The organism is Desulfurispora sp. (genome assembly GCF_052744395.1).
Genome location: NZ_JBRAJI010000001.1, coordinates 115700 through 137912 on the forward strand (window position 1 = coordinate 115700; position 22213 = coordinate 137912).

Consider the following 22213-nt stretch of genomic DNA (forward strand, 5'->3'; position numbering starts at 1 on the left):
GTCCAGCACCAGGGGCAGGCGCTGATAGGTTCGGGTGATCATGTCGGGAATGGGCGTATCAATATTGATGTCCCGCACCAGCTGGTGAATGATCTCCAGGCTGTGGTTCTTTTTCTCCATCTGCCGGCTGCGCTGCTTGTAATCCAGATAATAGTTCAGCTTGGAAGAATTGACCCCGGTCAGGTTCTCAATCAGCCGCATTTTGTCGCTAATCAACCGTCCGGGCCTGTCCACATGCATCCCTCCCCGTCTCTACCGTCCGCCCCGCAGGGCCCGGCGGAAGATGGTAGCAATATCTTCTGCCGTGCAGTCGCGGGGGTTGGTGACAATACAGGCATCCTTCAAAGCGTTCTGGCTGAGCACCGGAATGAGTTCATCACTGAGACCCATGCCGGCCAGCGTCTCGGGTATGCCGATATCCCGCACCAGGCGCCGCACCGCCCGGATGGCGGCGTCGGCGGCCACCCACACGGAAAGACGTGTTGTATCAATACCGAAGGCCTCGGCCACCCGGGCGTATTTGGCCGCACAGGCAATGCGGTTGAATTCCATTACATAGGGCAGGAGAACCGCATTGGTTTCCCCGTGGTGTAACCCCAGCCGGGCGTCCAGCTGGTGAGTCATGGCGTGAGTGGCCCCCAGGATGGCATTGGAAAAAGCCAGGCCGGCCTGCAGGCTGGCCATGGCCATGGCGCTCTTGGCCTCCAGGTTGGTGCTGCAGGCCACCGATTCCCGCAGGTTGCCGGCAATCAGGCGCACCGCATTCAGCGCCTGCACATCGGTGAGCGGGGTGGCCGCTAAAGAAACATAGGACTCAATGGCATGACTTAAGGCATCCACGCCAGTGGCCGCCGTGAGCCGCGCCTCTTTAGTCTGCAGGAGCTGTGGATCCACTATGGCAATGTCGGGTACCAGTGATTTAGAAATAATGGCCATTTTAATTTTGCGTTTCTGGTCCACAATAATGGCAAACTGGGAAACCTCGGAGCCCGAGCCGGCCGTACTGGGCACGATGAGCAACGGCGGGAGGGGGCGGGTGATTTTGTTCACCCCTTCATAGTCCTGCACCACCCCGCCATTGGTGGCCAGCATGGCAATGGCCTTGGCCGTATCAATGGGACTACCTCCCCCCACCGCCAGGATGGCATCACACTCGGCCTGCTGGTAGTGGCGCAAACCGTCCATCACTTCACTATCCTTGGGGTTGCTAGTGATGTTGTACCAGATTTCCCAGGAAACCCGGGCCTGGCGCAGGAAAAACACGGTTTTCTCCACCCAGCCGCTTTCCAGCACCCCCCGGTCGGTAACCACAAAGACCCGGGTGGCCCCCAGGCGCAGGGCACTCTCCCCCACCTGGTTGAGCGCACCCAGCCCGAAAATAATTTCTGGTGCGACAAATTTGCTGATATTCACTGTCACTCACCACCCTTATGTCAAACTAATTCGCCTGCTTCCCGCTCTTTTCCTTGTTCCATTTTGATACAGCAGATATTCCCAGACCCCGCGGCAGCCGCTTTATTATTCACCCCGCAGCAAATTATTGCAAAATTTATACAAGGAGAAAGCGAAATCAATCCAGAATTAATCGGTTTTATACAAAAAGCAAAGGAGCTGTCAGACCATGTCCAGCAAGCGCATCATTATTTCCATCATCGGCCCCGACCGGGTGGGCATTATCGCCGGGGTTTCCGCAATCCTGGCCGAACACAACATCAATATCCTGGACATCAGCCAGACCATCTTGCAGGAATTTTTTTCCATGATCATGATTGCCGACATGACCCGCAGCACCATCTCGCTCCAACAGCTCAAAGAGCTGCTCACCGCCCGGGGGGAGGAACTGGGCGTTTCCATCAGCGCCCAGCATGAAGACGCCTTCAACTACATGCACCGCATCTAGTGCCGGGACACCAACCGCCACATCAGACACTGTACAGTAAAGGGGATAAGTCATGCTGACCATAGAAGAAATCCTGGAAACCATCAAAATGGTGCAGCAGGAAAACCTGGACATCCGCACCATCACCATGGGCATATCGCTGCGCGACTGCGCCCACCCCGCAGCGGCGGTAGCCTGCCAAAAAATTTACGATAAAATCACCCGCCTGGCTGCCCGCCTGGTAGATGTGGGAGAAGAAATCGCTCAGACCTACGGTATTCCCATTGTCAACAAGCGCATTTCGGTTACCCCCATCGCTCTGGTAGCCGAAAGCAGCCACGAGGAAGACTATCTGTTGTTTGCCCGGACCATGGACCGGGCCGCCCGGGAGGTGGGGATCAACTTTATTGGCGGCTTCTCCGCCCTGGTGCACAAAGGCTTCACCCGGGGCGATCACGCCCTGGTGCGCTCCATTCCCGCCGCCCTGGCCGGTACGGAAAGGGTCTGCTCCAGTGTCAATGTAGCCAGCACCAAAGCGGGCATCAATATGGACGCCGTCTATCTGATGGGCCGGGTGATTAAAGAAACCGCCGAGCGCACGGCTGAAAAGGACGGACTGGGCTGCGCCAAACTGGTGGTATTTGCCAATGTGCCCGAGGACAACCCCTTCATGGCCGGCGCCTTTCACGGCATCGGCGAACCGGAATGCGTGATTAACGTGGGGGTATCCGGACCCGGCGTGGTCAAAAAGGCCCTGGAAAAGGTGCGCGGCGCGGATTTTGGCACACTGGCCGAAACCATTAAAAAAACCGCTTTCAAGATCACCCGCATGGGCGAACTGGTGGGACGGGTAGCGGCAGAGAAACTGGGCGTACCTTTCGGTATTGTGGACATTTCTCTGGCCCCCACGCCGGCCGTGGGCGACAGCGTGGCTGAGATTCTGGAGGAAATGGGCCTGGAGCGCTGCGGTACCCACGGCACCACGGCCGCGCTGGCCCTGCTCAACGATGCCGTCAAAAAAGGCGGGGCCATGGCCTCCTCCTATGTGGGCGGCCTTTCCGGCGCCTTTATTCCGGTCAGCGAGGATGCCGGCATGATCCGGGCGGCGGCCGAGGGCACTTTGAGCATGGACAAGCTGGAAGCCATGACCTGCGTTTGCTCGGTGGGTCTGGATATGATCGCCATCCCCGGCGATACGCCGGCCGAAACCATTGCCGCCATTATTGCCGACGAGGTGGCCATAGGCGTAATCAACCGCAAGACCACCGCCATACGTCTGATCCCCGCTCCGGGCAAAGGGGTGGGGGACTGGGTGGAGTTCGGCGGCCTGCTGGGTAGAGCTCCCATCATCCCGGTTCATCAGAAATGTGCCGCGGAGTTTGTCCGGCGGGGCGGCCGCATCCCCGCCCCCATCCACAGCCTGAACAATTAAACCAAAACGGAAAAGAAAACCAGCCGCGAAATTGCTCCGGGCGGTAAACAGCAGCAGGAATTTTTGCCTGTTCTGGCGAAAAAAGCTATAAGGTTGTCAGAATATCTCACCGAGGAGCCTGTCCGCCATGCTGCTTGCCAGATACCGCCCGGCAGCTGGATTGCTGCTGGTATTCTTCCTGTTCCTGTCGGCCGGTTGTACCCTGCCCTGGCAGAAAAAAACGCCGGAAAAACCGCCCGCTCCGGCCAGCCCGGTTCGAACCACCGCTGCCGAAGCGCCAGCCAGGGTGGCGCATCCCGCTGCGGCTGCCGCCGCCCCGGCACCTTCCCGGCCCAGGGCAGCCGTCACCGTGCTGGAACCCCTGCCGGCGGTGACCGCACAGCAGCCCATAGAGGTGCGCGGTAGAACCAAACCCGGACTGCAGGTGTTCATCAACAATCTGCCTGTTCCGGTGGAGGCCAACGGCACATTCCAGACCACACTGGAACTTCAGCCCGGCCCCAACCAGCTCCGGATCAATACGCTGGGCCAGGCGGGAGTTCTGGAAGAACAGAAGCTGGCCATCACCTACCAGCCCCCGCCTCCTCGCCTGCTGGTGGTAGCACCGGCCGCATCCGATACAGAAATCCTGATGGTTAGCGGCAAGGCTGCTCCGGAGGACATTCTCTATGTAAACAGCACTCCGGTCCGGCCCGGAAAAGAGGGGCACTTTACGGTTCCGGTACGGTTGAAACCGGGCCAGAATGAAATTACCGTTCTGGCCGTGTCCCCCGCCGGCGGGCGCAGCGAAGTCAAAAAAAAGGTGAGCTTCCATCCACCGCCACCCCGCCTGGCCGTGATTGTCCCGCCGGAAACCAGGAGCAAACAGGTCACCATCAGCGGTATTACCGATGAAAACGCCGTGCTGGTGCTCTATGTCAACGACAGTCGCAGTGAAATCAGCCGGCAGAGCGGTCAGTTCAGCGCCACGCTGCAGCTCCAGGAGGGCTTGAATTTGATCAATGTTCAGGCCATCAATAAATGGGGCCAAAAAACCGAATACAGCTCCACCATTTATTGCAACCTGACCGGTTAGCAGATTTTATTAATTCTTTACAGAGGCATGGTTATGAGAAAACTGGTTTTGATTATCTTGATTTTTGCCGCCTGTCTGGGCAGCAGCGGTTTCGGCTGCAGCAGCAAGAATACCGCCGCCGGTGATGTGCGCAACCTGCTGGCCGCCTACCGCCAGTCCATGATTACTTATTACCAGATTAAAAGTCTGGAGGACAGCGCCGCCCTGCCGGTCACGGTCAATGATTACCTGGCCCGGCTGGAAACCGCCCAGAGCCAGCTCACCCGCCTGCAGGAATACGCCACCCAGATTAAGGATGCCCGGCAGGCCGGGGAACTGGCCAATTTCCTGACGCTGGCTCGCAAAAGAGAAGAGCTCACCTTAAAATATCTGGAAGACATCAAAAAAGACCTGGATTACCGCAACAGCAACCCGGAAGCCAGTGTGGACATCAACCAGTACATTCTGAATATACCCCGCGATTTACTGGATCTGGAATACAAGATCGCGGAAAGCACCCGCCGGCTGGAAGCACTGCTGGGCGGTTGATTGCCGCATTTGAGGTGACCAATTTTGCCCCCCCGAGAAAACAAAATGGCGGCATGGCCCGGTTTACTGCTGCTTTATATCTGCCTCTGCCTGGTTTTTCCTGCAGACGCGCTGGCCGGCCGCCTGCTCCCTCTTCCCGGAGCAGATCAGCACCCGCAACCTGCAACCCGGGACAGCAGCATAGCCCCCCGCGACAACCGGGTCATAGTGCTCACCTACCATCACCTGGTGCTGGCGGCCGACCCGCTGCAGCCCAACCCCATGGCTCTGCCGGTCAGCGAGTTTGCCTGGCAAATGGGTTACCTGCACCAGAACGGGTTTCAATCCATTACTCTGCAACAGTTGCAGGCCTATCTGCGCGGTGAGCTGGACCTGCCTGAAAAGAGCGTCCTGATTACTTTCGATGACGGTTACGAGTCCAATTACCTGTATGCCGCCCCGGTCATGGCCCGCTACCGCATGCACGGGGTGATTTTCCTGATCGGCCAGCCCATTCTGACCAATCCGGTGACTGGCCTGCCCGCTCTGCCTCATTTGACTGGCCTGCAGCTGCAACGGCTGCAACGTTCGGGATACTGGGAATTCGGCTACCACACCTACAACCACCATTACCAGGTCAACGGAAAATCGGTACTGCTCAGCCTGACGGCACAGGAACTGCAGCAAGATCTGCAGAACTTCCAGCAATTGATGAGCAGTTTGCAGCTACCCCCCTGCCGGGCGGTGGCTTACCCCTACGGGCAATACAACCGGACTGTATTGGAAGAGGTCGAACGCCAGGGCTACACCCTGGGCTTTACGGTCACACCGGGGGTCATCCGCCCCGGCCAGAACCCGCTGCTGCTGAGCCGTTTCACCATCAGCAGCCTGCTCACCCGGCAACAGTTTCAAGCATTGCTCAACAGGCAGGTGTCCTGAGTGTCTGGTTACAGCGATTTGCTTCCCCTTTTGTTGGGCGGGCTGAAACCGCCCGTCAGCATACCGCAAACTGCCCGGCCGGCGCCCGACGCCGACGCCGGCCGCCGGCCGGTGCCGGAATTCGCGGCGCTGCTGTCTTTGCTGCTGTCAGACGGTGAGAACAATGGTGCAACTTCCTCCCTGGTAAGCGCCATGCTCTTGCGGGCCGCTGTGGCAGCGGGAGCTCCCCTCCCCGTACACCCGGCCACTGTTTCCGCTCTGCCGCCAGCCATTGTGCCGGGCCGAAACGGTGGAGCATCATCCCGCACCGCCCTCCCCAACACTACCGGTACAACCCGGACCGGCACATCCTCCGCTTCGCCCGCTGCCGGCCCGGGTTACTGGGAAGAATTGTTCCAGGAGGCGGCCGCCAGGTACGATCTTGATCCCGCCCTGCTCAAAGCGGTGGCCCGGGCCGAATCATCTTTCGACCCGCAGGCGGTTTCCCCGGCGGGAGCGGCCGGCCTGATGCAGCTCATGCCCGCCACCGCCCGGGCTCTGGGCGTGACCGACGTTTTTGATCCGCGCCAGAATATACTGGCCGGCGCCCGTTACCTGCGCCAGCTGCTGGATCGTTTTGCCGGCGATCTTCCCCTGGCCCTGGCCGCTTACAACGCCGGTCCCGGGGCTGTAGAGCGACACGGCGGCATCCCCCCCTACCGGGAAACCAGACAGTATGTCAGCCGGGTACTTAAGTTTTGCCAGTTATATGCCTGACCGGTGGTGGTGACTATGGCCAAACACCGCCCCCTGCCCTGGCTGGCGGCGTGCTTTGCCGCCGGGGATGCGCTGGCCCTGCACCGGCCCGCTCTGGCCGACAAATTACTCCTTTTGGGCTGGCCACTGGCCCTGGCTGCCCTGCTGCTGGCCGGGCTATTTTTATACCAGCGTCGCCGGATAACCGACGCGGTATTTTTGGCACTCTTCCTTTTTCTGGGTACAGTTTGGGGCGTTTGCTTTACTCCCCAGCCCGAACCTGCCCTGCTTACCCTGCCGGAGGGACAGTACCGGGTTACCGGAATTGTGGCAGGTGAGGTCGTCAGTAAAGACGGACAAAGCGTTTACCTGCTGCAGGTAAAGGAGCTGGCCCGACCGGACGGCTCCCGGCAGCTACCCGGCCGGGGTAAACTGCTGATCCGGCAGGCAGCGAAGGAACCGCTACCCGCTTACGGCAACCTGATAGAACTGAGCGGCTTTCTCTACCACCCTCTGCTGCCGGGCAACCCCGGGGGCTTTGATTATGCTGCTTACCTGCAACGCCAGGGCATCAGCGGTATCATGAAAGTTGGCCGTACCAGCCCGCCCCGCCTGCTGGACAGCGGCTCATCCCCGGTCCAGCGGGCCGGACGTCTGCTAGGGCAAGTCAAACAGCTCCTGCTGCAGGTGAATAATCAGTGCCTGCCCGGACGGCATGCCGCTCTGTTAAACGGCATTTTGCTGGGCAGCCGGGCCCAGATTGATGCCGAGCTGAACCTGGGCTTTCAACAGACCGGTCTGGCCCATCTGCTGGCTGTCAGCGGACTGAACGTGGCCCTCCTCCTGGCCCCCTGCCTGGCCGTCCTGCACTGGCTGGGCATGGGCCGGCAGGGGCAGCTGCTGGTTTCCCTGCCTTTGCTGCTCGTGTACTGCCTGCTGACCGGCCTGTCCGCTCCAGTGGTACGGGCTTCCCTCATGACAGCCATCTTGCTGGGCGCCCGCGCTTCCCACCGCCCGTCCGACTGGCCCAGCGCGCTGTCCGCTGCCGCCTGGCTGATTCTGCTCATCTGGCCGCAGGCTCTGGTCGACCCCGGCTTCCTGCTCACCATGGCTGCCACCTGGGGTCTGCTGGCCCTCACCCCCCTGCTGCAAGAAGTGCTGGAGCAATACCTGCCCTCCCCGCTAGCCCTGACCCTGGCCGTGTCCCTGGCCTGCCAGCTGACCACCTGGCCGCTGGTGGCCTGGTACTTCAATCTTTTTACGCCGCTGGCTGTCCTGCTCAATCTGGCGGCGGTTCCCCTTACCGGCCTGCTGGTCCCCTGGGGCATGGCCGTCAATTTGCTGGGGCTGGTTTCCCTGCCTCTGGCCCACCTGCTGCACATATTTACCGCCCTGCAGCTGGATTTGCTGATTGGCCTGATCAACCTGGGCCGCACCCTGCCGCTAGCCTATTTTTCCCTGCCCTCACCCCCGTACGGGTTGCTGGCCGGCTGGTATGGCTGGCTGGGCCTGCTGCTGGCTCCGGCGGACTGGCACCGCTTCAGCCGTTTGCGCCGGCCCCTGCTCGCTTGCGGCGGCCTGCTGCTGATCTTGTTGCTGGCCGGCCAATTGCTGGTCAGCCCCGCCCCGTCCCTGCATTTCCTGGATGTAGGACAGGGCGACTCCTGTCTGATCACCCTCCCCGGCCAAACCATACTGGTGGACAGCGGACCGGAACAGTCCGGCCGGGAAGTAACCGCCTATCTCCGTCGCCTGGGAGTAAACCGTCTGGACTGGCTGGTGCTCACCCATCCCCATGCCGACCACTACGGCGGGGCGGCCGAGGTGCTGCGCAATTTCCCCATCCGGGCCGTACTGATACCACCGCTGCCCCCGGCAATGAACGACCTGGAGCCAGGCTTTATCCAACTTCTGGCTCAAATAAAAAAAGCCGGCCTGCCCCTTTATACCGCCCGGCCGGGGCAGTGGCTGTACAAAACGCCGGCCGGGAACATCACCGTTCTTTACCCCGGACCGGCGCTATTAACAAACACTCGCTCAGATGCCAACAATCTGTCGGTGGTCCTGCGCCTTTCCTGGCACGGACTGACCGCTCTGCTCACCGGTGACATTGAAAGGGAGGCCCAGCGTGCCCTGCAGGAGCAATATCCACCCGATCTGCTGGTCGCCACCCTGCTTAAAGTGCCCCACCACGGCAGCCGCTACCAGGAAGAAGCGTTTATCCGGGCTGTCCACCCCGCAGCGGCCGTCATCCCGGTCGGCCGGCACAACCCTTTTGGCCATCCGGCCGGGCAGACCCTTCAGATCCTGCAGTCTCTAAACAGCACCATCTACCGCACCGACCGGGATGGAGCGATTATATTGCAGTACCGGCGCAATGGCTGGACAATCAAAACCGGACGCTCTGGCCTTATTCCACATCCTTAAATCTAATCATGGGACACTTTTTACACACATGCAGGCCGGGCCATTCCTGGCCGGGAGACCCCAGCATGGAAGCTCCACCATACTGGGCGGTGCGCCTGAGCAGTTGCTTAACCAGGGCTCCCATGTCCCCGCCGGGGATAAACAGGTTCACTTCCCCCTTCTCGGTTTTGCCCGAAGTGTAGCTACCCGCACACATGGTGTTCATATTGGGTTTTTGCTCATTGTAACACCAGACCATACCTCCGCAAACCGCCGAGTTGATTGTATGGTTGAACTGCAAACTGGGTACCCTTTTGGCACCGATATAGTCGTTCAAAATATGGTACGCCTGCAGGGGATTGACCACCATGAAAACCACATCGGGGGCGACAGGCGTGCGGCCCAGCGGCGCGGTCATAAAACCTTTGAGCTTGCCCAGAGGCAACATGGGCTTGGCCAGCAAACACTCCCTGGCCAGGTCCCAATCCGCGGTATACTTGACGTGCCCCTCCACTTCTTCATCGCTGGCCGGGCGCATACCCAGACAGGTTTTGGCATTGCCGCACAGCAAGTGATCTTCCCTGGCCTTAACTATATGGTTATTCATCCTGGAAGCCAGGGCGATCTGGCAAAGCGTCATCTTGGCCCCCGGTACCTTTTCCGCCGGAAAATTATCATATTCTTGCTCGTCCCAAAAAAACTTTACCGCTACAGGGTGATAATCCAGCTTGTAAAGGTACTCCAGAGCGTCCGCCATTTTAGCATAACTCAGCTCATTTTCTTGCACCAGCGCATCGATATTCAACAACATACCCTGATCCTCTCCCGGTAAAATATTTTTATTACAGCATATCAGATGCATGACACCTCTGTTGTCTCTAGTAAGACACTGTTCATGTCTTGCTGATGACATTTGATATGTCATCTATCTGACATAGACAACCTGATTACCCAATGCCCAGCCGCTGTATTTGACATAAAATATGTCTCCTCCAGGACATCGCTGGCCAATAAAAAATCCTGTTCTCCTTCCCCCGACAGGAGAAAGCGCCGAACAGGATGCAGATCTCAATTAACACAAATCAAGTCGCAAATCTGGACAAATTTTTTCTCGCCAATTCCCGAGACCTTTTTAATATCTTCCACACTGGCAAAGGGGCCATTATTCATCCGGTAGTCAATTATGCGCTGCGCCAGAGCGGCTCCGATACCGGGCAGGGATTCCAGTTCGGCCGCAGAAGCAGTGTTGATGTTTATCCGCCCGCTCTGTCTGCCCGATAATACTGCCGGCAATTGCTGTCCACCAGCATTAATGCCACTGCTGGCCAGAAGTCCACCAGTCGAACTGCCCCCGGCCGCAGTACCCGGCTGCCCGACCGCACCCCCCGCCGCTGCCGTAAATGGATTGCGCAGCTGGTTTCCATTGCCTCCATCTCCCCCTCCGGTTCCCATGGCCCGCTGTGGCACCAGCAGACGCTGTTCGTCTTTCAGCTTTGCCGCCAGATTCAGGCTGTCCACGTCGGCACCGGGTAACAGCCCCGCCTTGTTCAGCAAGTCTTCCACCCGGCTGCCAGCCGGCAGGTGGTACACGCCGGGCTTTTGCACCGCACCGCTTACATGCACCACCACTTCACTGCCGCTTCCCGCAGCATTCCCGGATGGGAGCGTTGCTCCCGGCTGTCCGGCCGCTGCCAGTTCATTATCCGGCTGCCAGTTAGACTGGCGCCAGGTGGCATACTGATAACCACCAATAAATACCAGCAGGGCAGCAATCGCCAGTATGGCTACCTGCTGTTTGCGCGTGAAAGAAAACACCCTTCTCACCCGGCATTTTTTTGTCAAATATTATAGCAAATGTTGCCAGCCGGGGCCACCGCAAAATACTTCCGCCAGCCCTTTATTCGCTGTCCAGCTCATTGATAAAGAGCTGCCCGGCACAGTTCATGGTGGCCAGAAATACCCGTCCGGCGGAAAGACCCATTCCGGACAGTTCGCGCTCCAACCACTGCAGATCCCGGCCGGCCTGGCGCAAGTTTTCCTTGATCACGGTGCCGTCCATAACCAGCACCACCGGCAATCCCTCCCGGGGCGGGGCGATTCCCAAATCGGCCGGTGTGAGCGGCCGGCGGTGCGACCGGGGCACCACGCTAAGGCGGCCGGAAGTTTCCAGCACCCCTGTTTCCACATCGGCCACGTCGGGATAACCCCTTTCCCGCAACTGCGCCATTAAATCGTCCAGATTGTAGCGAGCCCGGCGCAATTCCCTTTTCAAGATCCGTCCCTCTTTAATCACAATCTGGGGCTGACCGTCCAGCAACCGGCGCAACCGGTAACTGTGCAGGGCGGCAAAAGAAAGGACAATCTCCAGCAGAGCCAGGATCAAGAGCGGCAGAATGCTGTGCCAGAGCGGCAGGTTGGGATACTGCATGGGCATGGTGGCCAGTTCGGCCAGAACGATGGCCACCACAAAGTCGAAGGGCGAAAGTTGCCCGATACCCCGTTTGCCAATAATACGCACAATGATCAGCACAATAATGTAAACCAGCACGGTCCGCCAGATGGTTTGCCACATCGGTCATCACCGGTATCTATTGTCCCTCCGGCCAGGCCTTTTTAACAATAACGGCACCGCAGCTATTAATTCCCGCACATAGCAATTAAAGGCATAAAAAAGAGCCAGTAAACTGGCCCGTCAATATAGCGGTTGATAAGTTGTTCAATGTAACATACCCGGCACTACGCCGCTAATCAGAATATTCTGCAGCCGCTGCAACCTGGCGTCCTGCGGCTTTTTCTCCAGGGCGTGCATGACCGAAATAGCCAGGTCGTCCAGCCCGCGGTGGGCCTGACGGATGAACAGAGCATGGGGCAACAGTTCCTGCTCTTCCTCACCCCCGCAATTGGTGCAGCTCAGACATTCCTGGGACCAATCGGTAAACAGGGCCAGATCCTGCTTCTCAATCAAGTGCGGGATCAAATCCCACATCTCGGCGGTCAGGCCGATCAGCACGGTCCGGCCGTCTTCCCAGCTGACACTCAGCGTCACCAGGTACTCGTCCTCCCCCAGATCGACCAGATCCCACCCGTACCAGTAGTTAATGTCCTCACCAGTACAAAACCGTTCATACAAATTGCGCAATTGCTCATTCAGACCGGAAACCATAAAAACCATGCCATAATCCCATTCGCCCACAAAATCGGGAAAGAATATTTCGGCCATCTCTCTTCCTCCCCCCAACCCCTGTACAACACATACCACTGTGCCAATATCATATAAACTTAATCAAAAAAAGTCCAGTAAAAAATGCCCAGACAGTATGGTATATTAAGTAAAAAAGGCTGGTGATCCCCTCCGTGCTGATGCGTTCCGTGCTTTTTGTACCGGGTAATGATGAAAAAAAGGCGGCCAAAGCACTAACCTCACAGGCCGATGCGGTTACGCTGGATCTGGAAGATGCGGTTGCCTTTCACTGCAAGGAACAGGCCCGCCGCACTGTGTGCCGCATCCTGGAAAAAGAACCTGCCCGCCCGGTCTTCATCCGGGTTAATGCCGCCGACTCCCCCCACATTCTGGCCGACCTGCAGGCCGTGGTGGGCCTGCCGGTGCGCGGCCTGATGCTGGCCAAGACCGGCAGTGCCGAACAGGTAGGCAAGGTTTCCTGGCTGCTGGGCCTGCTGGAAGAAGCGTCCGGACTAACCACGGGCACCATCTCCCTGATCCCCTTCCTGGAAACCAGTGCCGCGCTGTACCAGGCCCGGGAGATCGCGGCCGCGGATAGAAGGGTGCTCACCCTGGCCCTGGGCGGAGTGGATCTATCCCAGGAGTTGGGACTGAATTACCCTCCCGAAAGCGCCGGGCTGCTTTTCGCCCGCAATGCGCTGGTAACGGCCTGCGCCGCAGCCGGGTTGTTACCTCCCCTGGACACTGTCTGGCCCCACCTCCGGGACACGGCCGAACTGACCGAAGAAGCCAGGCTGGCCCGCCGCCTGGGTTTTGGCGGCAAACTGCTCATCCATCCCGCCCAGATCGAACCGGTCCACCAGGCCTTTTCCCCCACGGCGGCAGAAATTGCCTACGCCTACCGGGTAGTGAAAGCCTTTGAGCAGGCCGAAGCCAGCGGCAGGGCGGTCATTCAACTGGACGGCAAAATGATCGAGTATCCGGTAGTACGCCGCTACCGGCGCCTGCTGGAAATCCATTCCCCGCAATAGCCTTCCACAGCGTAAAAAGCGGGATGTTTGTATCAAACATCCCGCTACCAGCCCTGCCCATCGCGGCAAAGCTGTTACATTAAATGATTTTAATACCGGTAGCCTTGAGGATAATAGCCCCGAAAGTGTAACCAATACCAATATAGGTCAGTACAACCGCCAGGAAACCTTTCAGGTACTCGGCTTTGACATATTTGGAAAGCACAGGCCCCAGGTAGGAACCGATAATCACGCCGGCCAGTTCAAAGCTGAGCATGGCCCAGTCCAGGTTGCTGCCCATTTTGATATAGTTGGCAATGCTGGTGGCCGAAGAAACCAGGATGGACAGCACCGACGTACCGGCCACTACGAACATGGGAAAGCCCAGAATGCTGGTCAGATAGGGCACCAGCAGGAAACCGCCGCCCACACCCAGAGCGGCCGAAATAATCGCTACGACCATACCGGCCAGGAAGGGGGAGATGGCATTATAGCGGAAGGTCTCGCCGCCAAAGGTGAATACGTTGCTCCCCAGGCCCATCTGCTGAAACTGCACGCCAATTTCTTTCAGCTCATTGAGCTTGCCGGCCGCTTTCAGTTCCTTCACCTTGTCTTCAAAAGCCTTGTTGGCCTTTTTAATGGCCTTTTGTTTTTCCTTTACCGAGGGCATCATTTCATACCACATCCGGCCGGCTATAAACAGGGTGATGGCACCAAAAAAAGGCTTGTAGGACTTCATATCGGGCAGGTAAGTGTGGGAAAGCCAGGAGCCCAGCAACGCCCCGATAATGCCGCCCACACCCAGGGCAATGGCCGCCGGCACTACCAGACGGCGCTCCCGGAAATACAGCGGCGCCGCTATTACCGGGCTGACCAGGGTAAGCATCTGGTTCATGGGCTTGACTATATTGGCCTTTTTCATACCAAAAATAGAGATGTGTCCCACACCGGCCAGAATACCGCCGGCCGCTCCAATGGTGGAAAAGACGTATCCTACAAAAATGGACCAGAGAATAAGTGCAATCGGGCTGACAGTCACCCCTGCCACATGAAATTCCATGGACGTATACACCTCCGCAATGTAGTTAGGAAAATCGAGACTTCGATACCCCCGCATACTGGAATCGAATACTAGAATCGGTACGAATGCCTTAAACTGCTTCTCCGGATGATCTACGATGTGTTTTCAGCAATCTGCCGGACAGTTTTTTCCCCAGGTAGTACATGACAACCAGAGCCGGGTACCAAATGGTACAGCTCACTTCCCCCCCGTAAAATGGTGCTCCGGCCGGCAAAACCAGCACCGGCCAGAAGTGACTCAGTACAGCCAGCACCAGCACATGGGGCAATAAAAAGTAAATTCCGTCAATAAAGCAGAGGGCCAGATATTCCACCAGCAACTGGTTGGCTTCTTTCTGCAATGACTGGTAAACAGCCGGAACTCCGGCCTCGGCCGCCAGGCCGGACAGTTCCCTCAGTTCCTCGATCCGCTGCATAAGCTGCTTTTGTTTCTCTCTATGCCGGAACAGCCATCCACCAAAAGTTAACCTGTTCCCTCTCCCCCAAAAGACCCACCTGGTAAGCGCTGCCGGTCCGCTAATCTCCTTCACCTCCCCCACATTTTCATTCGGCTTTCATCTAAACAAATTATCAGAAACCGGACATTTTTTTTGTCCCGCTTCCGACACCATTTTTGTCTGCTTGCCGACATCCTAACTGTCGCGGTGGCGACAAAAAAGCTGTCGCCCTTTGGGGCAACAGCTTTCGCATCACATGATCCATTTGGCCAGCTTGTCGGGATCCAGGATTTTAATCTCCCGTCCCTCGTAAGCTATGCTTTTTTCCTGTTTGAAAGTATTCAAAAGCGAAGTCACGGTCTGGCGGGAGGTACCCACCATGTTGGCCAGCTCCTCATGGGTCAATTGCAGACCGATTTTGATCCCGCTAGCGCTTTCCCGGCCGCAGCGCTCCCCCATTTTCAGCAGCATCAGGGCCAGTCGACCGGGCGCCTGCCAGCAGACCATTTCGTGAATGATGGCTTCCGCTTCGCGCATGCGCGCCCCCAGCAGTTTGGCTACCTTGATGCCCAGCACAGGCTGTACAGCCAATAGCTCCTCAAATTTGTTCTTGCGCACAATCACCAGGGAAACATCGGTAATCGCTCCGGCAAAACAGGTACGCTCGGTACCCAGCAGCGTCTCGGCCAGCCCCATCAGTTCCCCCGGACTGCGAATGCTGCCCACGGTAACCCGCCGGCCGTCCGCTGAAAGACGGTAGATTTTTACATACCCGCTTTCAATGAGAAAAATCCTGTCCGCCAGATCGCCGGCCGCAAAAATGATGTGGTTCCGGGGATAGTGGACTGTCGAGCCGGCCTGCCGGATTAACATTTTTTCCACATCACTCACTACAGGTATATCAAATTGAACCGTCACGCCATTCACCTCCCGGCCAGATTGGCACCTGTCAGCCTGTTACGGATACATTGTCCGGTACAGGTTGGCGACCGTCATCTGCTCCAACCACGTCATACCGGCACAACAATCAAGGTTATCCTTGCCCCGTCCATTTGTCAATGATTAATGCCAGGAAGAGCAGAAAAAGATAGGGACTGGAAAGCTTGTACAGCCACCAGGCCGATTTGTTGTCACAATTAAAGTAAAGATATAGATTGCCGGCCAGCACGGCCAGGCCGCTGAGCAAAGCCGTCCACAAATACACCGGCCCCAAATCTCCTACCCGGTAAACAGCCAGTGAAAGAACCAGCATGGCTACAACTGTAAGCAGTATATATAGCAGCGTGCGCCGCACCGCACAGACCACCGGCAGCATGGGCACGCCCACCCGGCGGTAGTCTTCGCGAAAATAAATGGCCAGGTTCCAGATATGATTGGGAATCCAGCACACCACCAGGAGAGCCAGCAGCACAGCCAGAAGGGAGATTTCCCCCCTTACCGCCGCCCAGCCGAAAAGGACCGGCAGCCCACCGCTAAAACCGCCCAGGACAATGTTCCAGCTGCTGCGCCGCTTGAGCCACAGGCTGTAAATGCCCACATAACCCAGCATACCCAGCAGGATACAGACGAAAGCCAGCCAGTTAATCCAGGCGGCCAGAATCAGAGCCAGGAAAAACTGCAGCAAACCCCAATAGAGCGCCTTGTATGGTGGAGCAATCCGCCCGGAGGGTATGGGGCGGTGCCTGGTCCGCTCCATTACGGCATCAATATCCCGGTCCACATAACAGCTGACAGCGTTGACACCGGAACAGGCCAGGGTAATGGCCAGCACGGCTTTGAGCCAGTGCCCGAAGGACAGGGTCTGGGGCGGTGCCGCCACCACCATGGCTGCCAGAGCGGTAAAAACCAGCAGAAAAACCGAGCGGGGTTTGGTCACCTCAACATAGCTCTTTATTTTATCAATTAATTCCGGGCGGTCCGGACCGGATACTCCGGCCACCTGGCCGCCGTATTTGCCACCCACCATCGGTCTCACCCACCGCGTCAAATGCTTTTGTCATTATAGCGACAATATTTTGACCATGTCAAGTCCTGGCAGGCAAAGGGCCGTATTTAAGCGGCAAGAGACCGTAAGCGGTCGCTGCTAATGCCAGTACTGGTAACACAGGTTTTCGATAATGGTTTGCACGGGCAGAATATCTTTGATCCGGTACACGTTTTGACCGGCAAAAACCACTCCTTCTTCCACCCGGCCACAGCGGGAATTTTCCAGCGCTTCCATGATACAGTATTGGCCGCTGCAGGATTTCAGGCAGCCGTGACATTTATCCGGCCGAGCAGCTTCTCCCGCCAGCAGGCGACCGGCAAACCGGTTTTTAATGGCCCGGCCGGGCAGCCCCACCGGGCTGGGTATCACCACCACATCGGACTCTTGCGCCTGCAGGTAAACCTGCTTGAATGCATCGGCCACAGTGCACTCCCGGCTCAATACAAACCGCGTGGCCATCTGCACGCCACTGGCCCCCGCCTGCAGGGCCCGCCGCAGGCCATCCCCCTCTACAATACCACCGGCTGCCAGCACCGGAATTTTTACGGCCCGGCAGATCTCGGGCAGTATCTCCCACAGGGACCGGTCGGTCCCCAGATGGCCGCCCGCTTCGCTACCCTCGGCCACCACGGCCGCCGCTCCGAATTTCTCCGCCAGGGCCGCCAGACGCGCCGAGGACACAATGGAAACCACCGGCACACCGGCCTGCCTGGCCCATTGAAAGATGTCCCGCGAAAAACCCGCTCCGCTGAACAGCACATCAATTTTCTCCTCCAGGGCCACTTTAACCATCTGGGCGAAGTTGCGGGCGGCAAACATGATATTCACCCCGATAATTCCCCGGGTCAGGCGCCGGGCCTGGCGAATTTCCTCCCTGAGCTCATCCAGCAGCATACCGGTAGCTCCAATCACCCCTATGCCACCGGCCTCGGCCACCGCTGCGGCCAGCGGGGCGGTAGAAACCCGCAGGGCCATACCCCCCTGCACGATGGGCAGGCAGGCCCGCAGGGAATCAATTTTCAGCTCGGGCAGTTTCACAGTCAACCCTCCAGTTTTTTTAATTTATTTTGAGATTTTGCATGGCTTTGTCCTACCGGGCAGGTATTTATCCTGCCAGAGCGAATATTTAAAATTAACTGAAAACCAAAGGGGAGATTTACAATGAGCCGGGGAATCACCGTCCGACCAGCCCTGTGTATCGGCTGCTCCACCTGTGTTCTAACCTGCTCCCTGCACCACACCGGCGAGTTTAACCGCCAGAAAGCCCATATTAGAATCATTATAGACGAATTTAACGGTTATTATCAGATTGGTCTGATCTCCACCTGCCGCGATTGCGGACTTTGCGCCGCCAGCTGTCCCACCGGAGCGCTCAGCCGGCAGGCCGAAACCACCGCGAAAGGCGGGGAGGCTGCCGGTGGCAGCCGCGCACTATGAGCTTTGCTGGAGGTTATACCGGCAAAATTCTCCGAATAAACCTGCACACGGGGCGCTGCAGCACGGAAGTGCTGGACCGGGAAACAGCTCTCCAATACCTGGGCGGCACCGGCCTGAACATTTACTTGCTGCGTCAACTGATTAAACCGGATTGTCACCCTTTGAGCCCGGACAATGTGCTGGTGTTCAGCACCGGCCCCTTTGTGGGTACCAGCATTCCCACCGCCTGCCGCACTGAAGCCTCGGCGCTTTCCCCCGCCACCGGCCTGCTGGGCACCAGCAATTCCGGGCACTACTGGGGAGGCGAGCTAAAAGCGGCGGGCTACGACAGCCTGGTGCTGGAAGGCCGGGCCTCCCGTCCGGTGTACCTGTACATCGCCGATGATGAAATCAACATCTTCCCGGCAGAGCACCTGTGGGGCAAGGATACCTGGGAAACCATCCACCTGCTGCGCCAAAAGCACCGGGAACCAGGCCTGCAGGTAGCAGCCATCGGTCCGGCGGGAGAAAACCAGGTGGTTTATGCCAGTATTGAAAACGGCCCCTTTGATGCCTGGGCCCGCACCGGCCTGGGTGCGGTCATGGGCAGCAAAAACCTGAAAGCCATTGCCATCAAGGGTACTGGCGGGGTAAAGGTCGCCCGGCCCCGGGAACTACTCCGTCTGGTCAGCCAGACCCGGCAGGTAATCGAGGCCTCCCCCTTCTACCAGCCATTTTGCAAGTACGGCACCATGCTGATCACTCTGCCCTACCACGAGTTCGGCATTCTGCCCGGACGCAATTATCAGCGCAGCCGGTTGGACAACTGGGTCGAAACCCGCAGCCGCAAGGCGATGCATCACTATACCGGGCGGGGTGTGGCCTGTCAGGCCTGCAATATTGCCTGCGCCCACTGGGTGGAAATAAAAGAAGGCCCCTACCGGGGCCTCCAGCTCAAGGACATGGAAGTGACGCCGGTGATTGGCTTTGGTGCTGCCTGTGATATCGGCAGCCTGGATGCCATTGCCGCGCTGACGGCAGCCTGCCAGAAGCTGGGTCTGGATATGGTTTCCGCTGCCGGCTGCCTGGCCTTTGCCATGGAACTGGCCCAGCGCGGTATGTGGCCGGACGAAGCCGGACCGGCACCGGCCTGGGGCGATACAGCCAGCGCCCTGCGCCTGCTGGAACAAATCGCCTTCCGACAGGGTGTGGGCGACATCCTGGCCCGGGGCGTTAGACAAGCCGCGGGGTACTTCCCGGGCAGCGAGCAGTTTGCCGTTCATGTGAAAGGGCTGGAGTGTGTGCTGGCCGACCCGCGCAGCCGCTGGTCCACCTGGACCCTGGGTTATCTCACCAACATCCGGGGTGGCGACCACCTGCGTACCCGCAATCCGGTGGAAAACCTGCGCTACAACCACAATCCGCTGCCCTACCGGAGCGAAAGGTTCGGTTTTTCTCCAGAGATGCTGGAAAACCTGGACATAGAGCCAGCCCTGAAAGAACAGTTGTTCAACCGGGAAAGGGATGACGTTTTGATACCGCCCATGGCCGCCTGGTCGGAGAATTTAATTTCGGTTTACAACTGTCTGGGAATATGCATTAGGCCACCCGTCCTGCATACCGTAGGACCCACCCGGCTGGCCGCACTCTATAGCGCCCTGACCGGCCTGCCGGCAACACCGGCCGGGATCATGCAGGCCGGAGAGAGGGTTTACAACGCCCAGAAGCTGTTCAATCTGGCCCGGGGGGAAAAGCCAGAAGATAGCGACTTCCCCTCCCGTTTCTACCGGGAGCCCCTGGCGGACGGCCCTAACGCCGGGCGAGTACTGGATCGGAATCAGGTCAAGCAGGCCCTGGAGGAGTACTATACTTTCCGCGGCTGGGATCCCCATAGCGGCGTCCCCGGGGAGGAAAAACTGCGCGAACTGGGCCTTCTGGAACCCGCTCAGGAAGGACTACTGGAGCAGTGAGCCACCCGGCAGCATGGTCTGCACCAGCAGCGGGAAAATCCCCTGCTGCTGCTCGCCCAGCAACACTTCAAACCAGTAAGTACCGTCACCGGTTAAAGGTAGCTCGGCCCGGACGGGAAAATAAATATAGGGCCGATCTGCGGTAAAAGTAAAGGGATAGGACTTTATTTCCAGCAAGATCTGCTGCTGACCGGGAGACCAGAAGCGCAGGGTAAACAGGTGCTGTCCCCGGCTTCCATACCAGCCCAGCACTACGTAGCATGTATGGCGGCAGGGGTAACTTTTGGCGTGCACCCGGTAAAATACTCCCTGCAGATTGTATTTGCCCTGGTGCAGAGCCACCTGATCGCAGAGCAAAAACAGGCAAAGCGCCGGCTGCATGGCCGTCACCTCAAACAACAATCGGTACATTAATAATTCGCCCTGGCCAGGCATATTCCTGCCCGGCCCAATCACACCACTCCCGGATGGGGCAGGAATTGCCCGTCTTCAGGCCGAATATTAAAATATATAATAATATGGCTAACTCAAGGGAGATGACGGCTATGGATATCCATGAAATCAGAAAGCTGGCCCGCGAACGCATGAAAGGGTATTGTGCGGTTTGTCCGGTTTGTAACGGTAAAGCATGCGCCGGCCAGGTTCCGGGCATGGGTGGTACAGGCAGCGGTGCGGCCTTTCAAAACAACCTGAGCGCCCTGGCCAAATACAGACTGCATCTGCGCACCGTGCACAATGTCACCGCACCAGAGACCAGCTGTAACATCCTGGGTCTGGAACTGACCACACCGGTGCTGGCCGCACCCATGACCGGTGTTTCCTACAATATGGGGGGGGCACTGACCGAAAGCCAGTTCATCAGCCAGATCATGGCCGGAGCTCGTGAGGCCGGCAGCATCGGCTGCTGCGGTGACGGCGGAGACCCGCAGTTTTTCGATGCTGGTCTGGCTGCCATCCGGGAACAGGGTGGACACGGCATTGCCTTTATCAAACCGCGCTCCCAGGAGGAAGTCAAAAAACGCCTGCGCCTGGCGGAAGAAGCCGGCGCCCGGGCTGTGGGCATTGATATCGACGGCGCCGGTCTGGTGACCATGGCTCTTTTCGGCCAGCCGGTAGGACCCAAAACAGCAGAGGAGCTCCGGGAACTGGTGCACAGCACCAGCCTGCCCTTCATCGTCAAAGGGATTATGACGGTGGACGAGGCCCGGCTGGCGGCCGGGGCCGGTGCCGCCGCCATCGTGGTCTCCAATCACGGCGGCCGTATTCTGGACCACACCCCCGGAGCAGCGGAGGTATTGCCGGCCATCGCGGAAGCGGTGGGACAGCAGACAACCGTGCTGGCCGATGGCGGTGTGCGCAGCGGGGTGGATGTTTTAAAACTGCTGGCTCTGGGGGCAAAAGCCGTACTGGTGGGCAGACCGCTGGCAGTGGCCGCAGTGGGCGGCGGTACAGAGGGCGTACGCCTTTATCTGGAAAAATACACTGCCGAGCTCAAACAGGCCATGATCCTGACCGGTTGTGCCCGCTTGAGCGACATTGGCCCACACATCCTGGCCTGAACCGAAAAAACATGAGGTGATTTTATGGCCCCTCCGAAGAAAATAGCTATAGTCGGTGGCCCGGGTACCGGCAAGACCACCCTGGTTAAGCAGCTGGACGTAGAATACAGCATGGCCGGATACATCTCGGATGTCTGCCTGGAATTCGCCCGTAGCTATATTGTCCGTTACGGTGTGCCGACCAATATTTTTGAGCAGTTCCTGCTTTATGAAGGGCAAAAACAAAGAGAAGATGAGTTGTCCCATTGTGACATCATCTTCTGTGACAACGCCACCATCCTGAACTATGTCTACGGCCTGATCAGCTGCAACTTCAAAGACCCCAAAGAGGTTTACGCCCTGATGAAGTTGTACGAATGGGCCATGAAGGATCTGCCCGGCTATGAGATTTTTTATGTGCCGCGTGAATTTGCGCTGGAAAAGGACGGCGTGCGCTACCAGGATGAAGATTTTGCCGTGCTGCTGGATCAGAAAATCAAAAATTTCCTGGATATCATGAATGTGCCCTATGTGGTGGTGCGGGGAGATCTGGCCACCCGGGTTAAAGTTGTGAAAGAAAAGGTGGGCTTTGAAATCAAGCGGCATTGAGTTGTGCCGGAT

Annotated in this window: 23 protein-coding genes and 1 pseudogene; 12 read left to right on the plus strand and 12 right to left on the minus strand. The window is 58.1% G+C overall.

What is annotated here, in order from left to right; all coding sequences use genetic code 11:
* A pseudogene (locus ACUVTU_RS00635) lies at window positions 1–240 on the minus strand (histidine kinase); the annotation flags it as partial.
* Window positions 241–252: 12 nt separating this feature from the next.
* Window positions 253–1413 (minus strand): iron-containing alcohol dehydrogenase, encoded by a 1161-nt coding sequence (locus ACUVTU_RS00640; protein ID WP_445888014.1) that lies wholly within the window; start codon window positions 1411–1413, stop codon window positions 253–255.
* A 208-nt stretch (window positions 1414–1621) separates the two neighbouring features.
* Here ACUVTU_RS00640 and ACUVTU_RS00645 point away from each other — a divergent pair, with 208 nt between their 5' ends.
* From ACUVTU_RS00645 to ACUVTU_RS00675, 7 genes are all read left to right on the plus strand, one after another.
* Window positions 1622–1900, plus strand: a complete 279-nt coding sequence (locus tag ACUVTU_RS00645) for an ACT domain-containing protein (protein WP_445888015.1) — start codon at window positions 1622–1624, stop codon at window positions 1898–1900.
* Window positions 1901–1952: 52 nt separating this feature from the next.
* Window positions 1953–3311, plus strand: a complete 1359-nt coding sequence (locus ACUVTU_RS00650) for a PFL family protein (protein ID WP_445888016.1) — start codon at window positions 1953–1955, stop codon at window positions 3309–3311.
* A 127-nt stretch (window positions 3312–3438) separates the two neighbouring features.
* Window positions 3439–4386 carry a hypothetical protein gene (locus tag ACUVTU_RS00655; protein ID WP_445888017.1) on the plus strand — a complete coding sequence of 316 codons (948 nt, stop codon included), beginning with the start codon at window positions 3439–3441 and terminating at the stop codon, window positions 4384–4386.
* A gap of 33 nt (window positions 4387–4419) precedes the next feature.
* Entirely contained in the window at window positions 4420–4914 is a 495-nt protein-coding gene (locus ACUVTU_RS00660; RefSeq protein ID WP_445888018.1) for a hypothetical protein, read from the plus strand.
* Between the two features lie 45 nt (window positions 4915–4959).
* Window positions 4960–5832, plus strand: a complete 873-nt coding sequence (locus ACUVTU_RS00665) for a polysaccharide deacetylase family protein (protein ID WP_445888019.1) — start codon at window positions 4960–4962, stop codon at window positions 5830–5832.
* Window positions 5833–6588, plus strand: coding sequence for a lytic transglycosylase domain-containing protein (locus ACUVTU_RS00670; RefSeq protein WP_445888020.1), 756 nt, complete (start codon window positions 5833–5835; stop codon window positions 6586–6588).
* A 15-nt stretch (window positions 6589–6603) separates the two neighbouring features.
* Window positions 6604–8994: a DNA internalization-related competence protein ComEC/Rec2 gene (locus ACUVTU_RS00675; protein ID WP_445888021.1), complete on the plus strand. Its 2391-nt coding sequence runs from the start codon at window positions 6604–6606 to the stop codon at window positions 8992–8994.
* On the opposite strand, the gene ACUVTU_RS00680 is transcribed toward ACUVTU_RS00675, so the two are convergent.
* The 4 genes from ACUVTU_RS00680 to ACUVTU_RS00695 form a co-directional block, all read right to left on the minus strand.
* Window positions 8978–9784 carry a DUF169 domain-containing protein gene (locus ACUVTU_RS00680; protein WP_445888022.1) on the minus strand — a complete coding sequence of 269 codons (807 nt, stop codon included), beginning with the start codon at window positions 9782–9784 and terminating at the stop codon, window positions 8978–8980. The genes ACUVTU_RS00675 and ACUVTU_RS00680 overlap by 17 nt on opposite strands.
* 257 nt (window positions 9785–10041) lie before the next feature.
* Window positions 10042–10788, minus strand: a complete 747-nt coding sequence (locus tag ACUVTU_RS00685; protein WP_445888023.1) for a helix-hairpin-helix domain-containing protein — start codon at window positions 10786–10788, stop codon at window positions 10042–10044.
* Between the two features lie 82 nt (window positions 10789–10870).
* A complete protein-coding gene (locus ACUVTU_RS00690) occupies window positions 10871–11545 on the minus strand; it encodes a DUF421 domain-containing protein (protein WP_445888024.1) in 675 nt (224 codons plus the stop codon).
* Window positions 11546–11689: 144 nt separating this feature from the next.
* Window positions 11690–12193, minus strand: a complete 504-nt coding sequence (locus ACUVTU_RS00695) for a hypothetical protein (RefSeq protein ID WP_445888025.1) — start codon at window positions 12191–12193, stop codon at window positions 11690–11692.
* 140 nt (window positions 12194–12333) lie between these two features.
* On the opposite strand from ACUVTU_RS00695, the gene ACUVTU_RS00700 reads away from it, so the two are divergent.
* Window positions 12334–13185, plus strand: a complete 852-nt coding sequence (locus ACUVTU_RS00700) for an HpcH/HpaI aldolase/citrate lyase family protein (RefSeq protein ID WP_445888049.1) — start codon at window positions 12334–12336, stop codon at window positions 13183–13185.
* A 79-nt stretch (window positions 13186–13264) separates the two neighbouring features.
* On the opposite strand, the gene ACUVTU_RS00705 is transcribed toward ACUVTU_RS00700, so the two are convergent.
* The 5 genes from ACUVTU_RS00705 to ACUVTU_RS00725 form a co-directional block, all read right to left on the minus strand.
* A complete protein-coding gene (locus ACUVTU_RS00705; RefSeq protein ID WP_445888026.1) occupies window positions 13265–14224 on the minus strand; it encodes a sulfite exporter TauE/SafE family protein in 960 nt (319 codons plus the stop codon).
* Window positions 14225–14315: 91 nt separating this feature from the next.
* The gene (locus ACUVTU_RS00710; protein WP_445888027.1) at window positions 14316–14660 is read right to left on the minus strand and encodes a hypothetical protein; all 345 of its coding nucleotides are present in this window, start codon (window positions 14658–14660) and stop codon (window positions 14316–14318) included.
* A 273-nt stretch (window positions 14661–14933) separates the two neighbouring features.
* Window positions 14934–15554, minus strand: a complete 621-nt coding sequence (locus ACUVTU_RS00715; RefSeq protein WP_445888050.1) for a Crp/Fnr family transcriptional regulator — start codon at window positions 15552–15554, stop codon at window positions 14934–14936.
* A gap of 160 nt (window positions 15555–15714) precedes the next feature.
* Window positions 15715–16647, minus strand: a complete 933-nt coding sequence (locus ACUVTU_RS00720; RefSeq protein ID WP_445888028.1) for a heme o synthase — start codon at window positions 16645–16647, stop codon at window positions 15715–15717.
* 117 nt (window positions 16648–16764) lie between these two features.
* The gene (locus tag ACUVTU_RS00725) at window positions 16765–17706 is read right to left on the minus strand and encodes an NAD(P)H-dependent flavin oxidoreductase (RefSeq protein ID WP_445888029.1); all 942 of its coding nucleotides are present in this window, start codon (window positions 17704–17706) and stop codon (window positions 16765–16767) included.
* 123 nt (window positions 17707–17829) lie between these two features.
* On the opposite strand from ACUVTU_RS00725, the gene ACUVTU_RS00730 reads away from it, so the two are divergent.
* Both ACUVTU_RS00730 and ACUVTU_RS00735 read left to right on the plus strand, forming a co-directional pair.
* Window positions 17830–18105, plus strand: a complete 276-nt coding sequence (locus ACUVTU_RS00730) for a 4Fe-4S dicluster domain-containing protein (protein ID WP_445888030.1) — start codon at window positions 17830–17832, stop codon at window positions 18103–18105.
* Window positions 18102–20054 (plus strand): aldehyde ferredoxin oxidoreductase family protein, encoded by a 1953-nt coding sequence (locus ACUVTU_RS00735; RefSeq protein WP_445888031.1) that lies wholly within the window; start codon window positions 18102–18104, stop codon window positions 20052–20054. Before ACUVTU_RS00730 ends, ACUVTU_RS00735 begins: the two co-directional genes overlap by 4 nt.
* Here the strand turns inward: ACUVTU_RS00735 and ACUVTU_RS00740 are convergent.
* Entirely contained in the window at window positions 20040–20465 is a 426-nt protein-coding gene (locus ACUVTU_RS00740) for a DUF6941 family protein (RefSeq protein WP_445888032.1), read from the minus strand. The two genes, ACUVTU_RS00735 and ACUVTU_RS00740, sit on opposite strands and share 15 nt — an antisense overlap.
* Window positions 20466–20599: 134 nt before the next feature.
* Between ACUVTU_RS00740 and ACUVTU_RS00745 the strand changes: the two genes are divergently transcribed.
* Together ACUVTU_RS00745 and ACUVTU_RS00750 are read left to right on the plus strand one after the other, a co-directional pair.
* The gene (locus tag ACUVTU_RS00745; protein WP_445888033.1) at window positions 20600–21613 is read left to right on the plus strand and encodes an alpha-hydroxy-acid oxidizing protein; all 1014 of its coding nucleotides are present in this window, start codon (window positions 20600–20602) and stop codon (window positions 21611–21613) included.
* Between the two features lie 24 nt (window positions 21614–21637).
* Entirely contained in the window at window positions 21638–22201 is a 564-nt protein-coding gene (locus tag ACUVTU_RS00750; protein WP_445888034.1) for an AAA family ATPase, read from the plus strand.
* Window positions 22202–22213: the final 12 nt, after the last annotated feature.

Coding starts and splice junctions, on each gene's coding strand:
- ACUVTU_RS00645 (WP_445888015.1), top strand. CDS start 1,622: ATGTCCAGCAAGCGCATCATTATTTCCATCATCGGCCCCGACCGGGTG.
- ACUVTU_RS00650 (WP_445888016.1), top strand. CDS start 1,953: ATGCTGACCATAGAAGAAATCCTGGAAACCATCAAAATGGTGCAGCAG.
- ACUVTU_RS00655 (WP_445888017.1), top strand. CDS start 3,439: ATGCTGCTTGCCAGATACCGCCCGGCAGCTGGATTGCTGCTGGTATTC.
- ACUVTU_RS00660 (WP_445888018.1), top strand. CDS start 4,420: ATGAGAAAACTGGTTTTGATTATCTTGATTTTTGCCGCCTGTCTGGGC.
- ACUVTU_RS00665 (WP_445888019.1), top strand. CDS start 4,960: ATGGCGGCATGGCCCGGTTTACTGCTGCTTTATATCTGCCTCTGCCTG.
- ACUVTU_RS00675 (WP_445888021.1), top strand. CDS start 6,604: ATGGCCAAACACCGCCCCCTGCCCTGGCTGGCGGCGTGCTTTGCCGCC.
- ACUVTU_RS00680 (WP_445888022.1), bottom strand. CDS start 9,784: ATGTTGTTGAATATCGATGCGCTGGTGCAAGAAAATGAGCTGAGTTAT.
- ACUVTU_RS00690 (WP_445888024.1), bottom strand. CDS start 11,545: ATGTGGCAAACCATCTGGCGGACCGTGCTGGTTTACATTATTGTGCTG.
- ACUVTU_RS00695 (WP_445888025.1), bottom strand. CDS start 12,193: ATGGCCGAAATATTCTTTCCCGATTTTGTGGGCGAATGGGATTATGGC.
- ACUVTU_RS00700 (WP_445888049.1), top strand. CDS start 12,334: ATGCGTTCCGTGCTTTTTGTACCGGGTAATGATGAAAAAAAGGCGGCC.
- ACUVTU_RS00705 (WP_445888026.1), bottom strand. CDS start 14,224: ATGGAATTTCATGTGGCAGGGGTGACTGTCAGCCCGATTGCACTTATT.
- ACUVTU_RS00710 (WP_445888027.1), bottom strand. CDS start 14,660: ATGCAGCGGATCGAGGAACTGAGGGAACTGTCCGGCCTGGCGGCCGAG.
- ACUVTU_RS00715 (WP_445888050.1), bottom strand. CDS start 15,554: ATGTTAATCCGGCAGGCCGGCTCGACAGTCCACTATCCCCGGAACCAC.
- ACUVTU_RS00720 (WP_445888028.1), bottom strand. CDS start 16,647: ATGGTGGGTGGCAAATACGGCGGCCAGGTGGCCGGAGTATCCGGTCCG.
- ACUVTU_RS00730 (WP_445888030.1), top strand. CDS start 17,830: ATGAGCCGGGGAATCACCGTCCGACCAGCCCTGTGTATCGGCTGCTCC.
- ACUVTU_RS00735 (WP_445888031.1), top strand. CDS start 18,102: ATGAGCTTTGCTGGAGGTTATACCGGCAAAATTCTCCGAATAAACCTG.
- ACUVTU_RS00740 (WP_445888032.1), bottom strand. CDS start 20,465: ATGTACCGATTGTTGTTTGAGGTGACGGCCATGCAGCCGGCGCTTTGC.
- ACUVTU_RS00745 (WP_445888033.1), top strand. CDS start 20,600: ATGGATATCCATGAAATCAGAAAGCTGGCCCGCGAACGCATGAAAGGG.
- ACUVTU_RS00750 (WP_445888034.1), top strand. CDS start 21,638: ATGGCCCCTCCGAAGAAAATAGCTATAGTCGGTGGCCCGGGTACCGGC.